We start from the raw sequence: 22106 nt of genomic DNA on the forward strand, positions 1-22106 counted from the left end.
CATCCACATGACCAACTCCCCCACCGCTGCCCTCTCCGAGGCCGGCGTCAGCATCTGGCTCGACGACCTCTCGCGCGAACGCCTCGTCACCGGCGACCTCGAGCGGCTCATCGCCGACCGCAACGTCGTCGGTGTCACCACCAACCCGACGATCTTCGCCGCGGCGCTCAAGAGCGACACGTACCACGACCACCTCCACGAGCTCGCCGTCGCCGGCGCCGACGTCGACACCGCGATCTTCGACATCACGACCGACGACGTGCGCGCCGCCGCCGACGTGTTCCGGCCCGTCTACGACCGCACCGGCGGCGTCGACGGCCGGGTCTCGATCGAGGTCGCCCCGGGCCTGGCCCGCGACACCGCGGGCACGATCACGGAGGCGAAGGCCCTGTGGGCGAAGGTCGACCGCCCGAACGCGCTGATCAAGATCCCGGCGACCGTCGAGGGGCTCGAGGCGATCACGGCGGCGACGGCGGCCGGCATCAGCGTCAACATCACGCTCATCTTCAGCCTCGACCGCTACCGCGAAGTGATCCACGCGTACCTCTCCGGGCTCGAGCAGGCCGAGGAGGCGGGCATCGACCTCTCGACGATCCACTCCGTCGCGTCGTTCTTCGTCTCGCGCGTCGACACCGAGATCGACAAGCGACTCACCGCGATCGGAACCCCCGAGGCCCTCGCGCTCAAGAGCAAGGCCGGCGTCGCCAACGCCCGCCTGGCCTACCAGCTCTACGAAGCGGAGTTCGCCACCGAGCGGGCCACCGCGCTGCTCGCCGCCGGCGCGAACCGCCAGCGGCCGCTCTGGGCCTCGACCGGCGTCAAGGACCCGAGCCTGCCCGACACCCTCTACGTCACCGAACTGGTGGCGTCCGGCGTCGTCAACACGATGCCCGAGAAGACCCTCGAGGCGACGTTCGACCACGGCGTCATCGCGGGCGACACCGTCACGGGCGCCTACGCCGACGCCGGTGCCGTGCTCGACGCGCTCGCGGCCGTCGGCGTCGACTACGACGATGTGACCCTCACCCTCGAGAACGAGGGCGTCGAGAAGTTCATCGTCTCGTGGGGCGAGCTCATCGACAGCGTCCGCACCGCACTGGAGGCGGCTCGATGAGCTTCCGCATCTCGGTGTCGGGCGCCGCCGCCGACGCGGTGCGCCGAACCGTTCCCGGGCTCGTGAGCGACCTCGTCGCGAGCGGCATCACCGCGCAGGACGCGACGCTCTGGGGCCCCGAGGCCGAAGCCGAGTCGGCGAAGCGTCTCGGCTGGACCGAGGCCGTGGCCGTGTCCCGGCCGCTCGTCGCCGAGATCGAGGCGCTCCGCGAGCAGCTCGAGGCCGACGGCGTCCGCCACATCGTCCTCGGCGGAATGGGCGGATCCTCGCTCGCGCCCGAGGTGATCACCCGCACGGCGCGCGTCGGCCTCACCGTGCTCGACTCCACCGAGCCCGGGCAGGTGCTCGCCGCGCTCGGCGACCGGCTCGAGGCATCCGCCCTCGTCGTCTCGTCGAAGTCGGGCTCGACCGTCGAGACCGACAGCCAGCGACGCGCGTACGAACAGGCGTTCCGCGACGCCGGAATCGACCCGGCGAAGCGCATCATCGTCGTGACCGATCCCGGCTCGCCGCTCGACGAGTCGGCGCGCGCCGCGGGCTACCGCGTGTTCAACGCCGACCCGAACGTCGGCGGCCGCTACTCGGCCTTGACCGCCTTCGGCCTCGTGCCGTCGGGACTCGCCGGCGTCGACATCTCCGAGATCTTGGACGAGGCCGAGACGATCGAGCTCTCGCTCGCCGTCGACACGCCTGAGAACCCGGGCCTCGTGCTGGGCGCGGCGATCGCCGCGACCGCGCCGCTTCGCGACAAGCTCGCGATCGTGGCCGATGGCACGCACATCGTCGGCTTCGCCGACTGGGCCGAGCAGCTGATCGCGGAATCCACCGGCAAGGAGGGCACCGGCATCCTGCCGGTCGTCCTCGACACCGACGCACCCGAGTTGACGGCAGACTTGCCCGACGTCCAGGTCGTGCGACTCGTCGACGACGCGGGCGACCAGATCTTCAGCCATCACGACACCGGCGAGATCCGGGTGTCCGGAAGCCTCGGCGCGCAGCTGCTCGTCTGGGAGTACGCGACCGCGGTCGCCGGCCGCATCCTCGGCATCAACCCGTTCGACCAGCCCGACGTCGAGTCGGCGAAGATCGCGGCGCGTGGCCTGCTCGACGCCCGCCCCGCGCCCGAGCCCGCAGCGTTCGTCGCGAACGGCATCGAGGTGCGTGGCACGCCCGAGGTCATCGGGGCGTCGAGCGACCTCGAGTCGGCGATCGACGTGCTGCTCGAGGAGCTGCCCGAGAACGGCTACATCTCGGTGCAGGCCTACGTCGACCGCGTCGCGCACCCCGAGGTCGCCCGTATCCGCGACCTTCTCGCCGCGCGCTCGGGCCGCCCCGTCACGTTCGGCTGGGGCCCCCGTTTCCTGCACTCCACCGGTCAGTTCCACAAGGGCGGCCCCGCCGTCGGCGTGTTCCTGCAGATCACGCAGTCGCCGGTCGAAGATCTCGCGATCCCCGAGCGTCCCTTCACGTTCGGCCAGCTCATCGCCGCGCAGGCGTCCGGCGACGCCAGCGTGCTCGCTGAACACGGCCGACCGGTGCTCACTCTGACGCTGACCGAGCCCGCGACGAACGTCACGGCCCTGCTCGACGCCGTCGGCTGACCTTCGAAGGAGACGCATGCAACCGGTCTCGATCACCGCAGCGCACAACCCGCTGCGCTCGCCGAAGGACTACCGGCTCAATCGCATCGCCGGCCCGTCGAGCCTCATCATCTTCGGCGTCACCGGCGACCTGTCGCGCAAGAAGCTGATGCCGGCGGTGTACGACCTCGCGAATCGAGGCCTGCTGCCGCCGGGCTTCGCGCTCGTCGGTTTCGCCCGGCGCGACTGGGCAGACCAGGACTTCGAGCAGGTCGTCCACGATTCGGTGAAGCAGTACGCCCGCACCGAGTTCCGTGAGGATGTCTGGCGCCAGCTGGCGCAGGGCATCCGGTTCGTACCCGGCGACTTCGACGACGATGCGGCGTTCGACCGGCTCCGCGATGTCGTGCAGGAACTCGACCGCGAGCGGGGAACGATGGGCAACCATGCCTTCTACCTGTCGATCCCGCCGAAGTCGTTCCCGCTCGTCACCGAGCAGCTGAAGCGCTCGGGCCTCACCGAGCAGCGCGACGACCAGTGGCGTCGCGTCGTCATCGAGAAGCCGTTCGGCAGCGACCTGAAGACGGCGCGCGAGCTGAACGACGTGGTCGCGTCGGTGTTCCCGCCCGACTCGGTCTTCCGCATCGACCACTACCTCGGCAAAGAGACGGTGCAGAACATCCTGGCGCTCCGGTTCGCGAACCAGTTGTACGAGCCGATCTGGAACGCCAACTTCGTCGACCATGTGCAGATCACGATGGCCGAGGACATCGGCGTCGGCGGTCGGGCAGGCTACTACGACGGCATCGGCGCAGCGCGCGACGTCATCCAGAACCACCTGCTGCAACTGCTCGCCCTGACGGCGATGGAGGAGCCGATCTCATTCGAGGCCGGCGACCTGCGCGCCGAGAAGGAGAAGATCCTCGCAGCGGTGCGCCTGCCCGACGACCTCGCGACGGGCACCGCCCGTGGCCAGTACGCCGGCGGGTGGCAGGGCGGCGAGAAGGTCGTCGGCTTCCTCGACGAAGACGGTATGAATCCCGAATCGACGACCGAGACCTACGCGGCGATGAAGCTCACCATCGGCACGCGCCGGTGGGCGGGCGTGCCGTTCTACCTCCGCGCCGGAAAGCGCCTCGGCCGCCGCGTCACTGAGATCGCCGTCGTCTTCAAGCGGGCGCCGCAGCAGGTCTTCGCCGACAGCCAGACGTCGCAGCTCGGCCAGAATGCGCTCGTCATCCGGGTGCAGCCCGATGAGGGCGTGACGATCCGCTTCGGCTCGAAGGTGCCCGGCGCAGGCATGCAGGTGCGCGATGTCACGATGGACTTCGGCTACGGCCATGCGTTCACCGAGGCGAGCCCCGAGGCGTACGAGCGGCTCATCCTCGACGTGCTGCTGGGCGACCCGCCGCTGTTCCCCCGCCAGGAGGAGGTCGAGCTCTCCTGGAAGATCCTCGACCCCATCGAGGAGTTCTGGGCGACGCAAGGACAGCCCGAGCAGTACCGCCCCGGAACCTGGGGGCCGAGTTCCGCAGACGAACTCCTCGCCCGCGATGGCCGAACCTGGAGACGCCCATGATCGTCGACCTCCCCGACACCACCACCAGCCTCGTCTCGAAGACGCTCGTCAAGATCCGTGAAGAGGGCGGCGTCGTCGCGCTCGGTCGCGTGCTGACCCTCGTGATCGCCACGGCGCCCGGAGACGAGGAGGAGGCCATCGAGGCCGCCAACGACGCCTCCCGCGAGCATCCGATGCGCGTCATCGTGGTCTCCACCGAGCCGGGCACCGACACCTCCGAGGTGCCGCCGCGCCTCGACGCCGAGATCCGCGTCGGGGGCGACGCGGGTGCGAGCGAGGTGATCGTGCTGCGTGCGTGGGGCGATGCCGCTCGCGACGAGGAGAGCCTCGTCATGGGCCTCCTCCTGCCCGATGCACCCGTCGTCACGTGGTGGCCCGGCGCGGCTCCCGAAGTGCCGGGCACGTCGCCGCTCGGGCGCATCGCACAGCGGCGGATCACGGATGCCTCGACCCAAGCCGACCCGCAGGCGGCGCTCCATGCGCTCTCGGCGAGCTACCTGCCGGGCGACGCGGACTTCGCATGGACGAGACTCACGCTCTGGCGCGCCCAGCTCGCGGCCGTGCTCGACCAGCCGCCCTATGAACCGGTCACCGGAGTCCATGTCACCGGAGCGATCGACTCGCCGTCGACGACGCTGCTCGCGGCGTGGCTCCGGCTGCAGCTCGGCGCCCCGTCGGCGTGCCGGCTGACCGGCGTGGAGGCCGGTTCGCACGGCATCCACGGGGTGCGGCTCGAGCGCGCGAGCGGCACCATCGACCTCGTGCGGGACGTCCCCGGCGTCGCGACGCTTCGCCAGCCGAGCCAGCCGACGCATGACGTCGCACTCCCCCGTCGAACCCTCCGCGACTGCCTTGCCGACGAACTGCGGCGTCTCGACCCCGATGAGCTGTACGGTGAAGTCATCAGGAGCGGACTCGCTCAGCTCGCGGACGGTGTCGAGGAGGTCACTGCGTGACGAACGAACGGCGCGTGCTCGTCCACCCCGACAAGGTGAGCCTCGCGGGCTCGGTCGCGGCTCGCTTCATCACCAAGACACTCGACCTGCTCGACGCACAGGCCGTGGTGCATGTCGTCCTGACCGGCGGCTCGATGGGCGCCGCGGTGCTCGAGGCGGTCGCAGCGTCGCCCGCGCGCATGTCGATCGATTGGTCGCGCGTGCACTTCTGGTGGGGTGACGAACGGTGGGTGCCGGCGCGAGACGCAGAGCGCAATGATGAGCAGTCGCGCGTCGCCCTGCTCGACGATCTCGACCTGCCCGAGGGGAACCTGCATCCCTTCCCGACCTCCGACTCGGGGCTCACGCTCGATGAGGCCGCCGTCGACTATGCGGCCGAGCTCGCCGATCACGGGGTCGACGGCCTGCCCCACCCGATCTTCGACATCACGTTCCTCGGCGTCGGGCCCGACGGGCACATCGCGTCGCTGTTCCCGCACCGTTCGGGAATCCAGGTGACCGACCGCACGGTCATCGCCGTGCGCGATTCACCGAAGCCTCCGCCGGAGCGGCTCAGTCTCACGCGTCCCGTGATCAACGCCTCGCAGCGTGTCTGGCTGGTGCTGGCCGGCGCCGACAAGGCCTCGGCGCTCGGGCTCGCCCTCGCCGGCGCGAGCCGCGACGAGGTGCCGGTCGCGGGCATCAAGGGCCGTCGTCGAACTGTCTTCTTCATCGATCAGGACGCCGCGGCCGAGGTGCCCGAGTCGCTCATCGCGCGTGACTACTGATCGGTGCACTGAGCTTCACGCCACGAATGAGGGGGCGGCCACCGGCCGCCCCCTCATTCGTCGTTCCTTGCGCGTCAGTCCTTCGGAACCTGGCCGCGACGTGTGCGAAGCTGCGTGAGCGCGTCGTCGAGCAGCGCGGCGGCTTCGTCTTCGGTTCGGCGCTCCTTCACGTACGCGAGGTGCGTCTTATAGGGCTCGAGCTTCGAAACCGACGGCGGGTTCTCGCGGTCGCGACCAGCCGGCAGACCCGTCGACGGACTGTCGATGACGTCGGGGATCTCTTCTTCGGGCAGGTTCGCCGCGAAGTAACGGACAGTCTCGTTGCCGCGCGCGTCCCAGTAGCTGACGGCGACCCGATCCGCGTGGAAACCGCGATCCTGTTCGCCCATCGGACCGGCACCCACTCGCGAGCCGCGGATGGCGCTGTTGCCTGATGCCATTGGTGTCTCCCCGTCAGATTCCGGAGTCGAACTTGGTGATCAGCCCGAGCACCACGATGCAGGTGATCCAGACGAGCCCGAGAATGACCGTGATCCGGTTGAGGTTGCGCTCAGCGACACCCGACGCCCCGAGGCTTGAGGTGACGCCGCCTCCGAACATGTCGGAGAGACCGCCGCCACGGCCCTTGTGCAGCAGGATGAGCAGCGTCAGCAGGAGGCTCGTGAGACCGAGCAGCACCTGCAGGACGACCTGGAGAATCTCCACGGTGAACCTTTCCGGGCACGACGCAGGGGGTCGATGCCGACAATCGAGTATAGCCGCTCATCGCGGCGCACTACGGAACGACGCGTCAGGCGCCGACGTGCTTCTTGAATCGGACGATGCTCGAGAACTCGTCGATGTCGAGGCTCGCGCCGCCGACGAGCGCGCCGTCGACATTCGGCTCACGCAGGAACGAGGCGATGTTGGCGGCCTTGACCGAACCCCCGTAGAGCACGCGCGTACCCTGCGCGGTCTCATCGCCGATGAGCTCCACGAGCAGCGCACGAAGCGCCGCCGCGACCTGCTCGGCCTGGGCGGGCGTCGCCGCTTGTCCGGAGCCGATGGCCCACACGGGCTCGTAGGCGACGACGAGGCCCTTCGACCCGTCGATGCCGTCGAGTGCCGCACGCAGTTGCGCCACCGGCACGGCCCTCGGGCCGTGCGCCTCGAGGTCCTCGGCCGTCTCGCCCACGCACACGACGGGGACGAGCCCATGGCGGTGCGCGGCCTTGATCTTGGCGTTGACGTCGGCATCGGTCTCACCGTGCAGCGTGCGACGCTCGGAGTGCCCGATGATCACGTAGCCGCAGTCGAGCTGCGAGAGGAACGCTCCCGAGATCTCGCCGGTGTAGGCGCCGGAGTCGTGCGCCGACAGGTCTTGCGCGCCATAGCCGATCGGCAGCGAATCGGCGGCGACGAGGGTCTGCACCGAGCGCAGGTCGGTGAACGGCGGGAAGACCGCCACCTCGGCGTCGGCGAAATCATGCCGTGCGTCGGCGAGCGACCACGCGAGCTTCTGCACGAACGCGATCGACTGCAGGTGGTCGAGGTTCATCTTCCAGTTGCCCGCGATGAACGGGGTACGCTTCACTGCCATCCGAGGACCTCCAGTCCGGGGAGTTTCTTGCCTTCGAGGAATTCGAGGCTCGCGCCTCCGCCGGTCGAGATGTGGCCGAATCGGTCATCGTCGAAGCCGAGTTGGCGAACGGCCGCGGCCGAGTCGCCACCGCCGACGACGCTGAGGCCGTCGACATGGGTGAGCGCCTCGGCGACCGCCTGCGTGCCGGCCGCGAACGGTGCGAGCTCGAAGACTCCCATGGGTCCGTTCCAGAACACGGTCTTCGACTCGCGGATGTGCGCCGCGAAGACCGCGGATGTCTCGGGGCCGATGTCGAGGCCGAGGCCGGATGCGCCGAACGGGGTCTGCTCGATGGCGTCGGCCGCTGCGGTGACATGCTCGGCGTCGGCCGAGAACGATGCCGCCACCACGACATCCGTGGGCAGCACGATATCGACGCCGCGCTCCGCGGCCTCGGCGAGGTACCCACGGACGGTCTCTATCTGGTCGGCTTCGAGCAGGCTCGACCCCACCTTGTGGCCCTGTGCGGCGAGGAAGGTGAAGAGCATGCCGCCACCGATCAGCAGCCGGTCGACACGGGGAAGCAGGTGGGCGATGACGCCGAGCTTGTCTGACACCTTCGACCCGCCCAGCACGACCGTGTACGGGCGTTCGGGCTTCTCGGTCAGCCGATCGAGCACGTCGAGCTCGGCGTCGATCAGGAGCCCGGCAGCGCTGGGTCGCGCCAGCTCGAGCTCGTAGACGCTCGCCTGCTTGCGGTGCACCACACCGAAGCCGTCGGAGACGACGGCGTCGGCGAACGCGGCCAGCTCGCCCGCGAACGCCGTGCGCTCCGGCTCGTTCTTCGAGGTCTCTCCGGGGTTGAACCTGAGGTTCTCGAGCACGAGCACCTCGCCGTCGCCGAGCGCGGCGACCTTGCCCGAGGCATCCGCACCGACCGTGTCGGTCGCGAACGCGACCGGCGCGTCGAGCAGTTCGCCGAGGCGCGCAGCGACCGGCGCGAGACTGTACTTCGCATCGGGCGCGCCCTCGGGGCGCCCGAGATGCGAGACCACGATGACGCGGGCGCCTTGGCGCACGAGGGCTTCGAGGGTGGGGACCGACGCCCGCACGCGGCCGTCGTCGGTGATGACGCCGTCCCGCAGGGGGACGTTCAGGTCACAACGGACGACGACGCGCTTGCCGGCGAGCGGACCGAGGGAATCGATCGTTCGCAGGGTCACGGATGCTCGATTCAGAGACGCTCGGCGACGTACTCGGTGAGGTCGACGAGACGGTTGGAGTAGCCCCACTCGTTGTCGTACCAGCTCGAGAGCTTCACCTGGTCGCCGATCACGCGCAGGAGGCCTGCGTCGAAGATCGACGAGTGCGGGTCCGAGACGATGTCGCTCGAGACGATCTCGTCTTCGGTGTACTTCAGGATGCCCTTCATGGGGCCCTCGGCGGCGGCCTTGTAGGCGGCCTTCACCTCGTCGACCGTGACGGGCCGCGACGCGGTGACCGTGAGGTCGGTGATCGAACCGGTGGGAACCGGAACGCGCAGCGCGAAGCCGTCGAGCTTGCCGACGAGCTCGGGAAGCACGAGGCCGATCGCCTTGGCCGCACCCGTGGAGGTCGGCACGATGTTGATGGCGGCGGCACGGGCACGACGCAGGTCCTTGTGGGGGCCGTCCTGCAGGTTCTGGTCGGCGGTGTAGGCGTGCACCGTCGTCATGAGGCCGCGCTCGATGCCGAACGTGTCGTTGAATACTTTGGCGAGCGGAGCGAGGCAGTTCGTGGTGCACGACGCGTTCGAGATGATGTGGTGCTTCTCGGGGTCGTACTGGTCTTCGTTCACTCCGATGACGAACGTCGCGTCCTCGTCGGTCGCGGGCGCCGAGATGAGCACCTTCTTGGCGCCGGCCTCGATGTGCTTGCGGGCATCGGTCGCCTTGGTGAAGAACCCGGTCGACTCGATGACGATGTCGACGCCCAGTTCGCCCCAGGGAAGGTTCGCGGGGTCGCGCTCGGCGAACGCCTTGATCGCGGTGCCGTTCACGATGATGTTGTCGTCGTCGTAGTCGACGGTCGCGTCGAGTCGGCCCGTGACCGAGTCGTACTTCAGGAGATGCGCCAGGGTCTTGTTGTCGGTGAGGTCGTTCACCGCGACGATCTCGAGGTCGGCGCCCTGCGCCAAGGCGGCACGGAAGTAATTGCGGCCGATGCGGCCGAAGCCGTTGATGCCGATCTTTACAGACACAGATGTCTCCTGTTTCATGTTGCGCGAGGGCGCACTTGCACGGGTGAACTGATCGGACGGCGGTGTCCCCGGACGGGTCCGGGGACACCGTCGCGTTTACGACAGTAGCAGCAGCCCTGAGGTCTTCTCAGCCGCGGCCTGGAACCGCCGCTGCACGTTGTCCCAGTTCGCAATGTTCCAGAACGCCTTGACGTAATCGGCGCGCACGTTCTTGTAGTCGAGGTAGTACGCGTGCTCCCAGACGTCGAGCATGAGCAGCGGAACGAGGCCGGCGGGGAGGTTGCCCTGCTGGTCGAAGAACTGCGCGACGATCAGGCGCTGTCCGAGCGAGTCCCAGGCGAGGACCGCCCAGCCCGACCCCTGCACGCCGAGCGCCGTGGCCGTGAAGTGCGCCTGGAACTTGTCGAACGAACCGAACTGGTCGTCGATGGCCGCGGCGAGTTCGCCGGTGGGCTTGTCGCCGCCGTCGGGCGACAGGTTGGTCCAGAAGATGGAGTGGTTGACGTGTCCGCCGAGGTTGAACGCGAGGTCCTTCTCGAGCTTGTTGACATTGGCGAGGTTGCCCGAGTCGCGGGCTTCGGCCAACTGCGCAAGCGCCGTGTTGGCACCGGTGACGTAGGCCTGGTGGTGCTTCGAGTGGTGCAGCTCCATGATGGTGCCGCTGATCGAGGGCTCGAGCGCCGAGTAGTCGTAGGCGAGATCGGGCAGGGTGTAGTCAGCCATTGCTTCTCCTTGTCAGATGCGCCGGGTACCCGGGCGTCTCCCCGGCATCCGCGGCTTTTCCGAGTCTATGCCCGTTGCGCGGACGGGTGTCCGCCGTTGACATCGAGCGGAAACGAGGGTCGGCGGATGTCCCGACCGATCACGATCATCGGCAGGTGAGCATCAGACGAATGAGCCGGTGACGCTCAGACCTCGTCGAGGTCGGCGGGCAGGCTCGCCTCGGTACCGGGAACGCCGAGGTCGGCGGCGCGCTTGTCGGCCATCGCCAGGAGACGGCGGATGCGCCCGGCGACGGCGTCCTTCGTCATGGGTGGGTCGGCGTGGTGGCCGAGTTCGTCGAGGCTCGCCTCGCGATGCGCGAGCCGCAGTTCACCCGCGTACTTCAGGTGCTCGGGAATGTCGTCGCCGAGCAGCTCCATCGCCCGCTCGACACGAGCGCAGGCGGCGACCGCGGCCTGAGCAGATCGGCGCAGGTTGGCGTCGTCGAAGTTCACGAGCCGGTTCGCGGTCGCCCGCACCTCTCGACGCTGCCGCAGCTCCTCCCAGTTGCGCACCGTCGCCGTCGCGCCCATGACCGCGAGCATCGCGCTGATCGCCTCGCCGTCGCGGATGACGACCCGGTGCACTCCTCGCACCTCGCGCGCCTTGGCGGAGATCCCGAGGCGCCCGGCGGCACCGACGAGGGCCATCGCGGTCTCGTTGCCTGGGCAAGTCACCTCGAGCGCGGCGGAGCGGCCCGGATCGGTCAGGCTCCCCTGGGCGAGGAACGCGCCGCGCCAGATGGCGGCGACCTCGTCGCGCGAACCCGTCGTGAGCTTGTTCGGAAGCCCGCGGACGGGGCGCCGCCGGGCATCGAGCAGTCCGGTCTGGCGCGCGAGGGTCTCGCCGCCGTCGAGCACCCTGACCAGGTACTGGTTCGAGCGTCGCATCCCCGACGGCGCGATGACCGAGACGTCGGGGCGCACGCCGTAGATCTCGCCGAGGTCGCGTGTGACTCGCCGCGCGATCGTGGGCGTGTCGAGCTCGGCCTCGATGGCGATCCGGTTCGAGATGATGTGCAGTCCTCCGGCGAAGCGCAGGACCGAGGCGAGTTCGGCGACCCTGACGCTCGTCTTCGATACCTCGACTCGCGCGAGCTCTTCTTTCACATCAGCGGTCAGTGCCACCAGGTCGTCCAATCTGTGTTTCGGTCGTCGGCGTCATTCGCGGCCGAGGTCGCGGTGCTTGACGCTCACGGCGACGCCGGGCATCTTCGCGACGCGCTCGCTCAGTTCGCGCACGAGCGCGACCGAGCGATGCTTGCCGCCGGTGCATCCGATCGCGATCGTCGCATGTCGCTTGTTCTCGCGCTGGTAGCCGGCCATCACGGGCTCGAGCGCCTTCGCGTACGCGTCGAGGAACTCGCGCGCTCCCGGCTGGCCGAGCACGAATTCGCTGACCGCCTCGTCTTCGCCGGTGAGATGTCGGAGCTCGGGTGACCAGAACGGGTTCGGCAGGAACCTCGCGTCGGCGACGAGGTCGGCATCGGTCGGAGCGCCGTACTTGAACCCGAAACTCAACATGGTGACCCGCAGCCCGGCGTGGTCTTCGGGGGCGAACGTCTCGGTGATGAGCGTCGCGAGCTGGTGGATGTTGAGGTCGGAGGTGTCGACGACGATGTCGCTCGCCTCGCGGAGCGCCGCGAGGCGAGCGCGCTCGATGCCGATGCCGTCGAGCAGCGTGCCGTCGCCCTGCAAGGGGTGCGGGCGCCGAACCGACTCGAAGCGTCGTACGAGCACCGCATCGTTCGCATCGAGGAAGACGACCCGCACGTTGACGCCCGCCCGAAGGGCCTGGATGATGTCCTGCAACTCGTAGAAGAAGTCGCGACCGCGGATGTCGACGACCGCCGCGATGCGGGGAAGCGAGGTACCGGCTCGTTCGACGAGCTCGACGAGCGGCCGCAGCATCTGCGGCGGGAGGTTGTCGACGACGTACCAGCCGAGGTCTTCAAGGGCGTTGCCGACCGTGGTTCGCCCTGCCCCGGACATGCCCGTGACGATCAGCATCTCCTGCTGCTCGGAGTCCCCCGCGGTCATCCTGCTCCCCTTCCGCGTGTCGACATCCCAGCCTAGCGGGGCACGGGCGCGCCGTCGGCGCGCAAGTGGCCGTGCACCGTCGTCGCGAGCGCCGGGCCGATGCCCTTCACCTCGGCGATCTCGGCCTCGGACGCCGCGCGAAGTCGCTTGACCGAACCGAAGTGGCGCAGCAGCTCTTTCACCCGTGCAGGACCCAACCCCGGAATCTCGGAGAGCACCGTGCCGATGTCGCGCTTGCGGCGTTGACGCTGATGGGTGATCGCGAATCGATGCGCTTCGTCGCGGACGCGCTGAAAGAGGAAGAGCGCATCGCTGTTGCGGGGCAGGATGACCGGGAAGTCCGCGTCGGGCGTCCAGATCTCTTCAAGCCGCTTGGCGATGCCGCACAGGTAGACGCCGTCGACGCCGGACTCGGACAGGGCGCGGGCGGCGGCGGCGACCTGCGGCTGGCCGCCGTCGACGACGAGCAGGTTCGGCCGATAGGCGAACTTCTTGCGCCGACCGGATGTCTCGGTGGTGTCCGTGCCGTTCACGTCGGCAGGCTCCGACGCCGCGCCCTCATCGTCATCGACGCCGGCCGGGCGGGCGAGGTACGCCAGCCGACGAGTGAGCACCTGGTGGATCGAGTCGGTGTCGTCACTCGAGCGGGGAATCGTGAACCGGCGGTACTCGTCTTTGCGCGGGAGGCCGTCTTCGAACACGACCATCGAGGCGACGATGTTCGTTCCGCTCAGGTGCGAGACGTCGTAGCACTCGATGCGGAGCGGGGCGTCGGCCATGCCGAGCGCCTCTTGAATGTCTTCGAGGGCTTGCGAGCGAGCGGTGAAATCGGCACTGCGACGCGTCTTGTAGAGCATCAACGTCTGCTTCGCGTTCTGGGTCGCCGTCTCGAGCAGCGCCGCCTTGTCGCCGCGCTGCGCGACACGGATGCGCACCTTGCGTTCGGCGAGGGTGCCCAGCCAGCTCTCGAGCGCCTCGGCGTCGTCGGGAAGCTCGGGCACGACGACCTCGCGCGGCGGCCGGATGTCGTCGCCGTAGGCGTTCTGCACGACGAAGTCGACGAGCTCGCCCAGCGGCACGTCGAGCTCCTTGTCGACCGTCCACGACCGCACACCTCGCACACGACCGCCGCGTACGATGAACTGCTGCACCGCGGCAGCGAGCTCGTCGTGTTCGATGCCGAACACATCGAGGTCGACACCCTCGCCGAGCACCATGGCGCTGCGCTCGAAGAAGGCGTTCGCGGCCTTCAGTTGGTCACGGAATCGCGCTGCCGCCTCATAGTCCTGGGCGGCCGCCGCGGTGAGCATGCGATCGGTGAGCTCCCCCACGATGCGCCGGTCCTGGTTCTGCATGAACCCGACGAATCGATCGACGTTCTCGCGGTGCTCCTCGATCGTGACGCGACCCGAGCACGGGCCGAAGCACCTGCCGATCTGACCGGCGAAGCAGGGCTTCCCGCTGGCGATCGCGCGCCGGTAGTCGGAGTCCTTGCATGTGCGGATCGGGAAGAGCTTCAGCAGGATCTCGAGCGTGTCGTTGATCGCCCACATCTTCGGGTACGGGCCGAAGTATCGCGCCCCCGGTATCTTGCGGTTGCGCGTGACCACGGCTCGGGGTGCTTCATCGCCGAGCGTCACCGCGAGGTAGGGGTAGGACTTGTCGTCTTTGAAGCGCACGTTGAACGGCGGCTTGAAGTCGTTGATCCACGTGATCTCGAGTTGCAGCGCCTCGACTTCGCTGCCGACCACCGTCCACTCGACCGATGCGGCCGTCGTGACCATGCGCCGGGTGCGCTCCTGCAGCGTGCGCAGCGGTGCGAAGTAGTTGGAGAGCCGCGACCGCAGGTTCTTGGCCTTGCCGACGTAGAGCACACGACGCTCGGCGTCGCGGAACCGGTACACACCGGGCGAGGTGGGGATCTCACCCGCCTTCGGCCGGTACGGGACGCCTTGGGTGCTCGACGGCGCTGTGCTCATCCTCAGCTGGCGACCTCGGTGCGCGCGGCCGTGTCGAAGATCTCGCGGAGGAAGAACCCGGTGTGGCTCTCCTTCACCGCGGCCACCTGCTCGGGCGTGCCCGTCGCGATGATCTGACCGCCCCCGGAGCCGCCTTCGGGACCGAGGTCGATGATCCAGTCGGCCGACTTGATCACGTCGAGGCTGTGCTCGATGACGATGACGGTGTTGCCCTTCTCGACGAGCTTGCCGAGAACCTTCAGCAGTTTGCGGACATCTTCGAAGTGGAGCCCCGTCGTCGGCTCGTCGAGCACGTACACGCTGCGGCCGTTCGAACGCCGCTGCAGTTCGGTCGCGAGCTTCACCCGCTGCGCCTCGCCGCCCGACAGGGTCGTGGCGCTCTGCCCGAGCTGCACGTACCCCAGCCCGACATCGACGAGGGTCTTCAGGTAGCGATGGATCGCCGAGATCGGCTCGAAGAAGTCGGCGGCCTCTGAGATCGGCATCTCGAGCACCTCGGCGATGTTCTTGCCCTTGTAGTGGACCTGCAGCGTCTCGCGGTTGTACCGCTTGCCACCGCACACCTCGCATGCGACGTACACGTCGGGCAGGAAGTTCATCTCGATCTTGATGGTGCCGTCGCCCGAGCAGGCCTCGCAGCGACCGCCCTTGACGTTGAAGCTGAAGCGGCCCGGCAGGTACCCCCGCGCCTTCGCCTCGGTCGTCTCGGAGAAGAGCGTGCGGATGCGATCGAACACGCCCGTGTACGTCGCCGGGTTCGATCGCGGCGTTCGCCCGATCGGCGCCTGATCGACGTGCACCACCTTGTCGAGCTGATCGAGTCCCGTGACTCGGCGGTGCTTGCCCGGCACCTTGCGGGCGCCGTTGAGCCGGTTCGCCAGCACCCGGTAGAGGATGTCGTTCACGAGCGAGGACTTGCCGGATCCACTGACTCCGGTGACCGCGGTGAAGGTACCGAGCGGGAACTCGACATCGACGCCGCGGAGGTTGTTGGCCGCGGCTCCCTCGACGGAGATCATGCGCGCGGGGTCGATCGGGCGGCGTCGCTCGGGGATTCCGATCTCCTTGCGCCCCGAAAGGTAATCTCCCGTCAGCGAGCGCGTGTTCTTCACGAGGTCGGCATAGCTGCCGGAATGCACCACGGTACCGCCGTTGACACCTGCCCCTGGGCCGATGTCGACGATCCAGTCTGCGGTGCGGATGGTGTCTTCGTCGTGCTCGACGACGATGAGCGTGTTGCCCAGATCACGCAGCGCGATGAGCGTGTCGATCAGCCGGCGGTTGTCGCGCTGGTGCAAGCCGATGCTCGGTTCGTCGAGCACATACAGCACTCCCGTGAGGCCGGAGCCGATCTGGGTCGCCAGCCGGATTCGCTGGGCCTCACCGCCCGAAAGCGTGGCCGCCGCGCGCGCGAGGTCGAGATAGCTGAGCCCCACCCGGATCAGGAAGTCGAGGCGGACCTTGATCTCGCGCAGCACCTGGGCGGCGATGGTCTGCTCGCGCTCGGTGAGGTGCAGTCGATCCATGAAGGAACGGGCATCGGTGAGGCTGAGCAGCCCGACGTCGGCGATGCTGTGCTCGTGGATGAGTACCGAGAGCACCTCGGGCTTCAAGCGCTTGCCCTCGCACACGGGGCACGGCACCTCGCGGAGGTACTCGGCCCACCGCGCGCGCTGCACGTCGGTCTCGGCCTGCACGTACTGGCGCTCGATGTACGGCACGACGCCCTCGAACCCCGATGTGTAGCTCATCTCGCGGCCGTAGCGGTTGCGCCACCGGACCTTGACCTCGAAGTTGTCGCCGCGCAGCACCGCGGCCCGTGCCTCGGCCGGGAGGTCGTGCCACGGCGTGTCGAGCGAGAAGCCGAGGTCGCGCGCGAGCCCGTCGAGCAGCTTCTCGTAGTAGTTGTAGAGGCTCTTGCCCTGTGACGTCCACGGGAGGATGACGCCATCGGTGATGCTGAGCGACGGGTCGCCCAACAGCAGGTCTTCGTCGACCGACATGCGCGTGCCGAGCCCCGAGCACTCGGGGCAGGCGCCGAACGGCGCGTTGAACGAGAAGGTGCGCGGCTCGATCTCGGTGAGCTGGATCGGGTGCTGGTTGGGACACGAGAGCTTCTCGGAGAAGGTGGTCCAGGCATCGGGACCGGTCTCGTCGACGTAGTTGATCTGCACCAGACCGTCGGTGAGCCGCAGGGCGGTCTCGAGCGAGTCGGTGAGGCGACCGAGCAGGTCGGGGCCGGCGACGAGTCGATCGACGACGACCGAGATGTCGTGTTTGACCTGCTTCTTCAGCGCCGGCGGCTCATCGAGCCGAATGAGATCGCCGTCGACCACGGCACGCGAGTAGCCCTGGGCGGCGAGGTCGCGGAAGAGGTCGACGAACTCGCCTTTCTTCTTCGACACGACGGGGCTCAGCACCTGATAGCGAGTGCCCTCTTCGAGCTCCATGAGCTGGTCGGCGATCTGCTGCACGGTCTGCCGCTGGATCTTCTCGCCGCAGACCGGGCAGTGCGGAACGCCGATGCGCGCCCAGAGCAGTCGCATGTAGTCGTAGATCTCGGTGATGGTGCCGACCGTCGAACGCGGGTTGCGGTTCGTCGATTTCTGGTCGATCGACACCGCGGGGCTGAGCCCCTCGATGAAATCGACATCGGGCCGGTCGACCTGGCCGAGGAACTGGCGCGCATAGGCGGACAGCGACTCGACGTAGCGGCGCTGGCCCTCGGCGAAGATCGTGTCGAAGGCGAGCGATGACTTTCCGGAGCCGGACAGGCCCGTGAACACCACCATCGAGTCTCTGGGGATCTCGACGTCGACGTTCTGCAGGTTGTGGACGCGGGCCCCGCGAACACTCAGGTGCGAATGGGCATCGAGACGTGAAACTGGCACCCTACGAGTCTAAAGAGACCCACCGACATCGACGCCGGTGCCGCACCTGCTGAGAGCGAACATACGTTCGATTCCTAACCGAGGTGGCCGGCCTTCTCCATCTGTCGGAGTTCCCGCTTGAGCTCGGAGACCTCGTCGCGCAGGCGCGCGGCAAGTTCGAACTTCAACTCGCCCGCCGCTTCGAGCATCTGCCCGTTGAGGTCGCGGATGAGCTCTTCGAGATCGTTGGCGCCCTCGGCGGCGATGCCCTCGCGTCGCAGGTTGGGCACCGGCGCCTTCGTGCGTGCATCGCGGCCGGCGAGGAACCGCGCGGTGTCGGCCTCTTCGCGCGCGAGCACCTCGGTGATATCGGCGATGCGCTTTCGCAGCGGCTGCGGATCGATGCCGTTCACGCGGTTGTACTCGACCTGCTTCTCGCGGCGGCGGGTGGTCTCGTCGATCGCGGACTTCATCGAGTCGGTGAGCACGTCGGCGTACATGTGCACCTCGCCGGAGACGTTGCGGGCGGCTCGACCGATGGTCTGGATGAGCGAGGTGGACGAGCGCAGGAAGCCCTCTTTGTCGGCGTCGAGGATCGCGACGAGCGACACCTCGGGAAGATCGAGTCCCTCGCGCAGCAGGTTGATGCCGACGAGCACGTCATACACACCCGCTCGCAGTTCGGTGAGCAGCTCGACGCGGCGCAGTGTGTCGACATCGGAGTGCAGGTACCGCACGCGCACGCCCGCCTCGGTGAGGAAGTCGGTGAGCTCCTCGGCCATCTTCTTCGTGAGGGTCGTGACGAGCACGCGCTCGTCACGCTCGGCGCGGATGCGGATCTCTTCGAGCAGATCGTCGATCTGCCCCTTCGAGGGCTTGACGACGATCTGCGGGTCGACGAGCCCGGTGGGTCGGATGATCTGCTCGACGACGCCGTCGGCGATACCCATCTCGTAGCGGCCCGGCGTCGCCGAGAGGTACACGGTCTGGCCGACACGCGCCTTGAACTCGTCCCACTTGAGGGGGCGGTTGTCGAGCGCGCTCGGCAACCGGAAGCCGTGCTCGACGAGCGTGCGCTTGCGCGACGAGTCGCCCTCGTACATGGCGCCGATCTGCGGCACCGTGACATGCGACTCGTCGATCACGACGAGGAAGTCGTCGGCGAAGTAGTCGAGCAGGCAGTGCGGCGCCTCGCCCGCCTGTCGGCCGTCGATGTGGCGCGAGTAGTTCTCGATGCCCGAGCAGAACCCGATCTGCTCCATCATCTCGAGGTCGAACGTGGTGCGCATGCGCAGGCGCTGCGCCTCGAGCAGCTTGCCCTCGCGCTCGAGCTCGGCGAGTCGCTCTTCGAGCTCGATGCGGATCGTGCCGATCGCCCGTTGCATGACGTCGGTGCTCGCAACGTAGTGCGAGCCCGGGAACACCGGCACCGAGTCGAGCTTCGCGACGACCTGGCCCGTGAGCGGGTGCAGGCTGTAGAGCGCCTCGATCTCGTCGCCGAACATCTCGATGCGGATCGCGAGCTCTTCGTACACGGGGATGATCTCGATCGTGTCGCCCCGCACGCGGAACGTTCCGCGCGAGAAGTCGACGTCGTTGCGCTGGTACTGCATCGACACGAACTTGCGGATGAGCCAGTCGCGATCGACGCGCTGGCCCACCTGGAGCGGCATCATCGCCCCGAGGTACTCTTCGGGGGTGCCGAGGCCGTAGATGCACGACACGGTTGAAACCACGACCACGTCGCGCCGGCTCAGCAGCGAGTTCGTGGTCGAGTGGCGCAACCGCTCGACCTCGGTGTTGATCGACGAGTCCTTCTCGATGAAGGTGTCGGTCTGCGGAACGTAGGCCTCGGGCTGGTAGTAGTCGTAGTACGACACGAAGTACTCGACGGCATTGTCGGGCAACAACTCGCGGAACTCGTTGGCGAGTTGCGCCGCGAGCGTCTTGTTGTGCGCGAGCACGAGCGTCGGGCGTTGCACCTGCTCGATGAGCCATGCGGTGGTCGCCGACTTGCCGGTGCCGGTGGCGCCGAGGAGCACGACGTCGGTCTCGCCCGCGTTGATGCGGCCGGCGAGCTCTGCGATCGCCTGCGGCTGGTCGCCGCTCGGTCTGTACTCGCTGACGACCTCGAAGGGGCGGACGGATCGAGTGGCCTGCATGCTCCAAGTCTAGGAGCGGCCACCGACACTAGGCCCGGCTGCGCTCCTCGACGATGCGGGCCCAGAGTGCGTCGGCTTGGCTCATGGTGTGCGCCAGCGTGCCGTCGGTGTCGATGACGACGTCGGCGATCTCGAGTCGCTTCGTGTTGTCGACCTGAGCGTCGACCCGCGCCTCGGCCTGCAGCGCGTCGAGGCCGCGTTCCTCGACGAGTCGCTTCACCTGGGTGCGGCGCGGTGCGTTGGTCACGACGATGAGGTCGAACGGGTGGTCGACGGAGGCCTCGACGAGCAGCGGTACGTCGTAGACGACGACCGCCGACGGGTTCTCGGCCTCGGCCTTCGCGATGAGGCGACCGGAGAGCTCGCGGACGGCGGGGTGCACGATGGCGTTGAGCCGCGCCCTCGCGGCGTCGTCGCCGAAGATGTGCTTGCCGAGTTTCTCTCGATCGAGTGTTCCGTCGGCGCGCAGGAATTCGGCGCCGAACTGCTCGACGATGGCCGCGAGCGCCGGTGTGCCGGGCTCCACCACGCGTCGGGCGAGGTGATCGGCATCGAGGTGCACCGCCCCGTGTTCGACCAGGCGCCGCGCGACCGTGGACTTTCCAGAGGCGATGCCGCCCGTCAGACCGATGAGATACACAGCACTACTCTAATCGTGACGATCTCGAGAGGATCCCCGGTCGCGACTCCGTCGCCGACATCGCGCAGACCTCGTCCGTCCACCGCGGGCGCCGGAAGCTTCGCACTGGCCTTCGCGGCGATCCTCGCTCCCGTGCTCGTGATCCTCGGCATCGTGCTCATCGTGGTCGTCGTGATCCTCCTGGTGCGCAGGCGCCTGTCGCGGAGAACCGGGAGCACGGAGCATCCGTCGTCCGCTCGCTGATCGCGAATCGGCGGCTCGGATGCCCCGAAGTCAAGCACGAAGGCCGGCTCCCTGACGGGAACCGGCCTTCGGAATCGCGGATCGCGACTAGTTGTTGCTCGAGAGCTTCTCGCGCAGTGCCGCGAGCGACGCGTCGTCGGCGAGGGTGCCCGCGCCGGCCGAGTCGCTCGAGTACGACGCACCCGCCGAGGCGAACGAGTCGTCGGCGACCGCAGCAGCGTTCGCCTGGGCGACCTGCTTCTTGTGCGCCTCCCAACGAGCCTGGGCCGCAGCGTAGTCCTGCTCCCACTTCTCGCGCTGGGCCTCGAAGCCCTCGCGCCACTCGTTGGTCTCGGGGTCGAAGCCCTCGGGGTACTTGTAGTTGCCCTGCTCGTCGTACTCGGTGAGCATGCCGTAGAGCGCCGGGTCGAACTCGGTGCCCTCGGGGTCGACGCCCTCGTTCGCCTGCTTCAGCGAGAGCGAGATGCGGCGACGCTCGAGGTCGATGTCGATGACCTTGACGAAGACCTCTTCGCCGACCGACACGACCTGCTCGGCGAGCTCGACGTGCTTGCCGGACAGCTCGGAGATGTGCACGAGGCCTTCGATGCCGTCTGCCACGCGGACGAACGCACCGAACGGAACGAGCTTCGTGACCTTGCCCGGTGCGACCTGGCCGATCGCGTGGGTGCGGGCGAAGACCTGCCACGGGTCTTCCTGCGTCGCCTTGAGCGACAGCGAGACGCGCTCGCGGTCGAGCTCGACGGAGAGCACCTCGACGGTGACCTCCTGGCCGACCTCGACGACCTCGCTGGCGTGCTCGATGTGCTTCCACGAGAGCTCGGAGACGTGGACGAGACCGTCGACGCCGCCGAGGTCGACGAACGCACCGAAGTTGACGATCGACGAGATGACGCCCTTGCGGATCTGGCCCGGGTGGAGGTTCGCGAGGAACGTCGAACGCGACTCGGACTGCGTCTGCTCGAGGAGCGCGCGGCGCGAGAGCACGACGTTGTTGCGGTTCTTGTCGAGCTCGAGGATCTTCGCCTCGATCTCCTGGCCCAGGTACGGCGTCAGGTCGCGCACGCGGCGAAGCTCGATGAGCGACGCCGGGAGGAAGCCACGGAGGCCGATGTCGACGATCAGGCCGCCCTTGACGACCTCGATGACCGAACCGGTCACGACGCCGTCGGCTTCCTTGATCTTCTCCACGTCGCCCCACGCGCGCTCGTACTGCGCACGCTTCTTCGACAGGATGAGGCGGCCTTCCTTGTCCTCCTTCTGGAGAACGAGGGCCTCGACGGTGTCACCGACGCCGACGACCTCGCTGGGGTCGACGTCGTGCTTGATGGAAAGCTCGCGCGAGGGGATGACGCCCTCGGTCTTGTAGCCGACGTCGAGGAGGACCTCGTCGCGGTCGATCTTCACGACGGTGCCCTCGATGAGGTCGCCGTCGTTGAAGAACTTCAGAGTCTTCTCGACCGCGGCGAGGAAATCGTCAGCAGATCCGATGTCGTTGATTGCGACCTGCTTGGGCGCCTTGGTCGTTGCGGTTGTCATGTAGTGAATGCTCCGTAAAGGACAAAATCGAGCCCATCGCGCGGGAGAGCGTATGTTTGATTCCGCGATGGGCATG

General features: G+C 68.0%; 19 protein-coding genes. 6 read left to right on the top strand and 13 right to left on the bottom strand.

Going from position 1 to position 22106, the window contains the following annotated elements; all coding sequences use genetic code 11:
• Positions 1-7: 7 nt before the first annotated feature.
• Genes tal through pgl form a run of 5 tightly spaced genes read left to right on the top strand, consistent with a single transcriptional unit; the run spans position 8 to position 5996 of the window.
• Complete coding sequence (gene tal / locus LQ757_RS08135; protein ID WP_231046719.1) at positions 8-1114, top strand: transaldolase; 1107 nt, start codon at positions 8-10, stop codon at positions 1112-1114.
• Positions 1111-2715, top strand: coding sequence for a phosphoglucose isomerase-related protein (locus LQ757_RS08140; RefSeq protein WP_231046720.1), 1605 nt, complete (start codon positions 1111-1113; stop codon positions 2713-2715). Before tal ends, LQ757_RS08140 begins: the two co-directional genes overlap by 4 nt.
• 16 nt (positions 2716-2731) lie before the next feature.
• Positions 2732-4273: a glucose-6-phosphate dehydrogenase gene (zwf, locus tag LQ757_RS08145; RefSeq protein WP_231046721.1), complete on the top strand. Its 1542-nt coding sequence runs from the start codon at positions 2732-2734 to the stop codon at positions 4271-4273.
• On the top strand, positions 4270-5229 hold the full coding sequence (locus tag LQ757_RS08150) for a glucose-6-phosphate dehydrogenase assembly protein OpcA (protein ID WP_231046722.1): 960 nt from the start codon (positions 4270-4272) through the stop codon (positions 5227-5229). Before zwf ends, LQ757_RS08150 begins: the two co-directional genes overlap by 4 nt.
• Positions 5226-5996, top strand: coding sequence for a 6-phosphogluconolactonase (gene pgl / locus LQ757_RS08155; protein ID WP_231046723.1), 771 nt, complete (start codon positions 5226-5228; stop codon positions 5994-5996). Before LQ757_RS08150 ends, pgl begins: the two co-directional genes overlap by 4 nt.
• 74 nt (positions 5997-6070) lie before the next feature.
• Here pgl and LQ757_RS08160 read toward each other — a convergent pair whose 3' ends face one another.
• The 12 genes from LQ757_RS08160 to coaE form a co-directional block, all read right to left on the bottom strand.
• Complete coding sequence (locus LQ757_RS08160; protein ID WP_231046724.1) at positions 6071-6436, bottom strand: RNA polymerase-binding protein RbpA; 366 nt, start codon at positions 6434-6436, stop codon at positions 6071-6073.
• A 13-nt stretch (positions 6437-6449) separates the two neighbouring features.
• On the bottom strand, positions 6450-6701 hold the full coding sequence (gene secG, locus LQ757_RS08165) for a preprotein translocase subunit SecG (RefSeq protein ID WP_231046725.1): 252 nt from the start codon (positions 6699-6701) through the stop codon (positions 6450-6452).
• Positions 6702-6786: 85 nt separating this feature from the next.
• Entirely contained in the window at positions 6787-7575 is a 789-nt protein-coding gene (gene tpiA / locus LQ757_RS08170) for a triose-phosphate isomerase (RefSeq protein WP_231046726.1), read from the bottom strand.
• A complete protein-coding gene (locus LQ757_RS08175; RefSeq protein WP_231046727.1) occupies positions 7566-8780 on the bottom strand; it encodes a phosphoglycerate kinase in 1215 nt (404 codons plus the stop codon). Before LQ757_RS08175 ends, tpiA begins: the two co-directional genes overlap by 10 nt.
• A gap of 11 nt (positions 8781-8791) precedes the next feature.
• Positions 8792-9796: a type I glyceraldehyde-3-phosphate dehydrogenase gene (gap, locus tag LQ757_RS08180; RefSeq protein WP_231046728.1), complete on the bottom strand. Its 1005-nt coding sequence runs from the start codon at positions 9794-9796 to the stop codon at positions 8792-8794.
• A gap of 96 nt (positions 9797-9892) precedes the next feature.
• Positions 9893-10519, bottom strand: coding sequence for a superoxide dismutase (locus tag LQ757_RS08185; protein ID WP_231046729.1), 627 nt, complete (start codon positions 10517-10519; stop codon positions 9893-9895).
• A gap of 185 nt (positions 10520-10704) precedes the next feature.
• Positions 10705-11685, bottom strand: a complete 981-nt coding sequence (gene whiA, locus LQ757_RS08190) for a DNA-binding protein WhiA (protein WP_231046730.1) — start codon at positions 11683-11685, stop codon at positions 10705-10707.
• Between the two features lie 33 nt (positions 11686-11718).
• Entirely contained in the window at positions 11719-12597 is an 879-nt protein-coding gene (gene rapZ, locus LQ757_RS08195) for an RNase adapter RapZ (RefSeq protein ID WP_231046731.1), read from the bottom strand.
• 32 nt (positions 12598-12629) lie between these two features.
• The gene (gene uvrC, locus LQ757_RS08200) at positions 12630-14576 is read right to left on the bottom strand and encodes an excinuclease ABC subunit UvrC (RefSeq protein WP_231046732.1); all 1947 of its coding nucleotides are present in this window, start codon (positions 14574-14576) and stop codon (positions 12630-12632) included.
• 2 nt (positions 14577-14578) lie between these two features.
• Entirely contained in the window at positions 14579-17467 is a 2889-nt protein-coding gene (gene uvrA / locus LQ757_RS08205) for an excinuclease ABC subunit UvrA (protein WP_231046733.1), read from the bottom strand.
• A 74-nt stretch (positions 17468-17541) separates the two neighbouring features.
• Positions 17542-19608, bottom strand: coding sequence for an excinuclease ABC subunit UvrB (uvrB, locus tag LQ757_RS08210; RefSeq protein WP_231046734.1), 2067 nt, complete (start codon positions 19606-19608; stop codon positions 17542-17544).
• Positions 19609-19636: 28 nt separating this feature from the next.
• Positions 19637-20248, bottom strand: coding sequence for a dephospho-CoA kinase (gene coaE / locus LQ757_RS08215; RefSeq protein WP_231046735.1), 612 nt, complete (start codon positions 20246-20248; stop codon positions 19637-19639).
• 15 nt (positions 20249-20263) lie between these two features.
• Between coaE and LQ757_RS08220 the strand changes: the two genes are divergently transcribed.
• Positions 20264-20491: a hypothetical protein gene (locus LQ757_RS08220; RefSeq protein WP_231046736.1), complete on the top strand. Its 228-nt coding sequence runs from the start codon at positions 20264-20266 to the stop codon at positions 20489-20491.
• 87 nt (positions 20492-20578) lie between these two features.
• On the opposite strand, the gene rpsA is transcribed toward LQ757_RS08220, so the two are convergent.
• Positions 20579-22030, bottom strand: coding sequence for a 30S ribosomal protein S1 (rpsA, locus tag LQ757_RS08225; protein WP_231046737.1), 1452 nt, complete (start codon positions 22028-22030; stop codon positions 20579-20581).
• Between the last annotated feature and the right edge of the window lie 76 nt (positions 22031-22106).

The sequence above is a fragment of the Agromyces cavernae genome (assembly GCF_021044935.1).
Classification (GTDB): domain Bacteria; phylum Actinomycetota; class Actinomycetes; order Actinomycetales; family Microbacteriaceae; genus Agromyces; species Agromyces cavernae.

Excerpts from the sequence above, each read along its gene's own strand:
- LQ757_RS08140 (WP_231046720.1), top strand. The coding sequence starts at position 1,111 with ATGAGCTTCCGCATCTCGGTGTCGGGCGCCGCCGCCGACGCGGTGCGC.
- tal (WP_231046719.1), top strand. The coding sequence starts at position 8 with ATGACCAACTCCCCCACCGCTGCCCTCTCCGAGGCCGGCGTCAGCATC.
- uvrB (WP_231046734.1), bottom strand. The coding sequence starts at position 19,608 with ATGCAGGCCACTCGATCCGTCCGCCCCTTCGAGGTCGTCAGCGAGTAC.
- rpsA (WP_231046737.1), bottom strand. The coding sequence starts at position 22,030 with ATGACAACCGCAACGACCAAGGCGCCCAAGCAGGTCGCAATCAACGAC.
- LQ757_RS08160 (WP_231046724.1), bottom strand. The coding sequence starts at position 6,436 with ATGGCATCAGGCAACAGCGCCATCCGCGGCTCGCGAGTGGGTGCCGGT.
- LQ757_RS08185 (WP_231046729.1), bottom strand. The coding sequence starts at position 10,519 with ATGGCTGACTACACCCTGCCCGATCTCGCCTACGACTACTCGGCGCTC.
- zwf (WP_231046721.1), top strand. The coding sequence starts at position 2,732 with ATGCAACCGGTCTCGATCACCGCAGCGCACAACCCGCTGCGCTCGCCG.
- rapZ (WP_231046731.1), bottom strand. The coding sequence starts at position 12,597 with ATGACCGCGGGGGACTCCGAGCAGCAGGAGATGCTGATCGTCACGGGC.
- uvrC (WP_231046732.1), bottom strand. The coding sequence starts at position 14,576 with ATGAGCACAGCGCCGTCGAGCACCCAAGGCGTCCCGTACCGGCCGAAG.
- LQ757_RS08150 (WP_231046722.1), top strand. The coding sequence starts at position 4,270 with ATGATCGTCGACCTCCCCGACACCACCACCAGCCTCGTCTCGAAGACG.
- tpiA (WP_231046726.1), bottom strand. The coding sequence starts at position 7,575 with ATGGCAGTGAAGCGTACCCCGTTCATCGCGGGCAACTGGAAGATGAAC.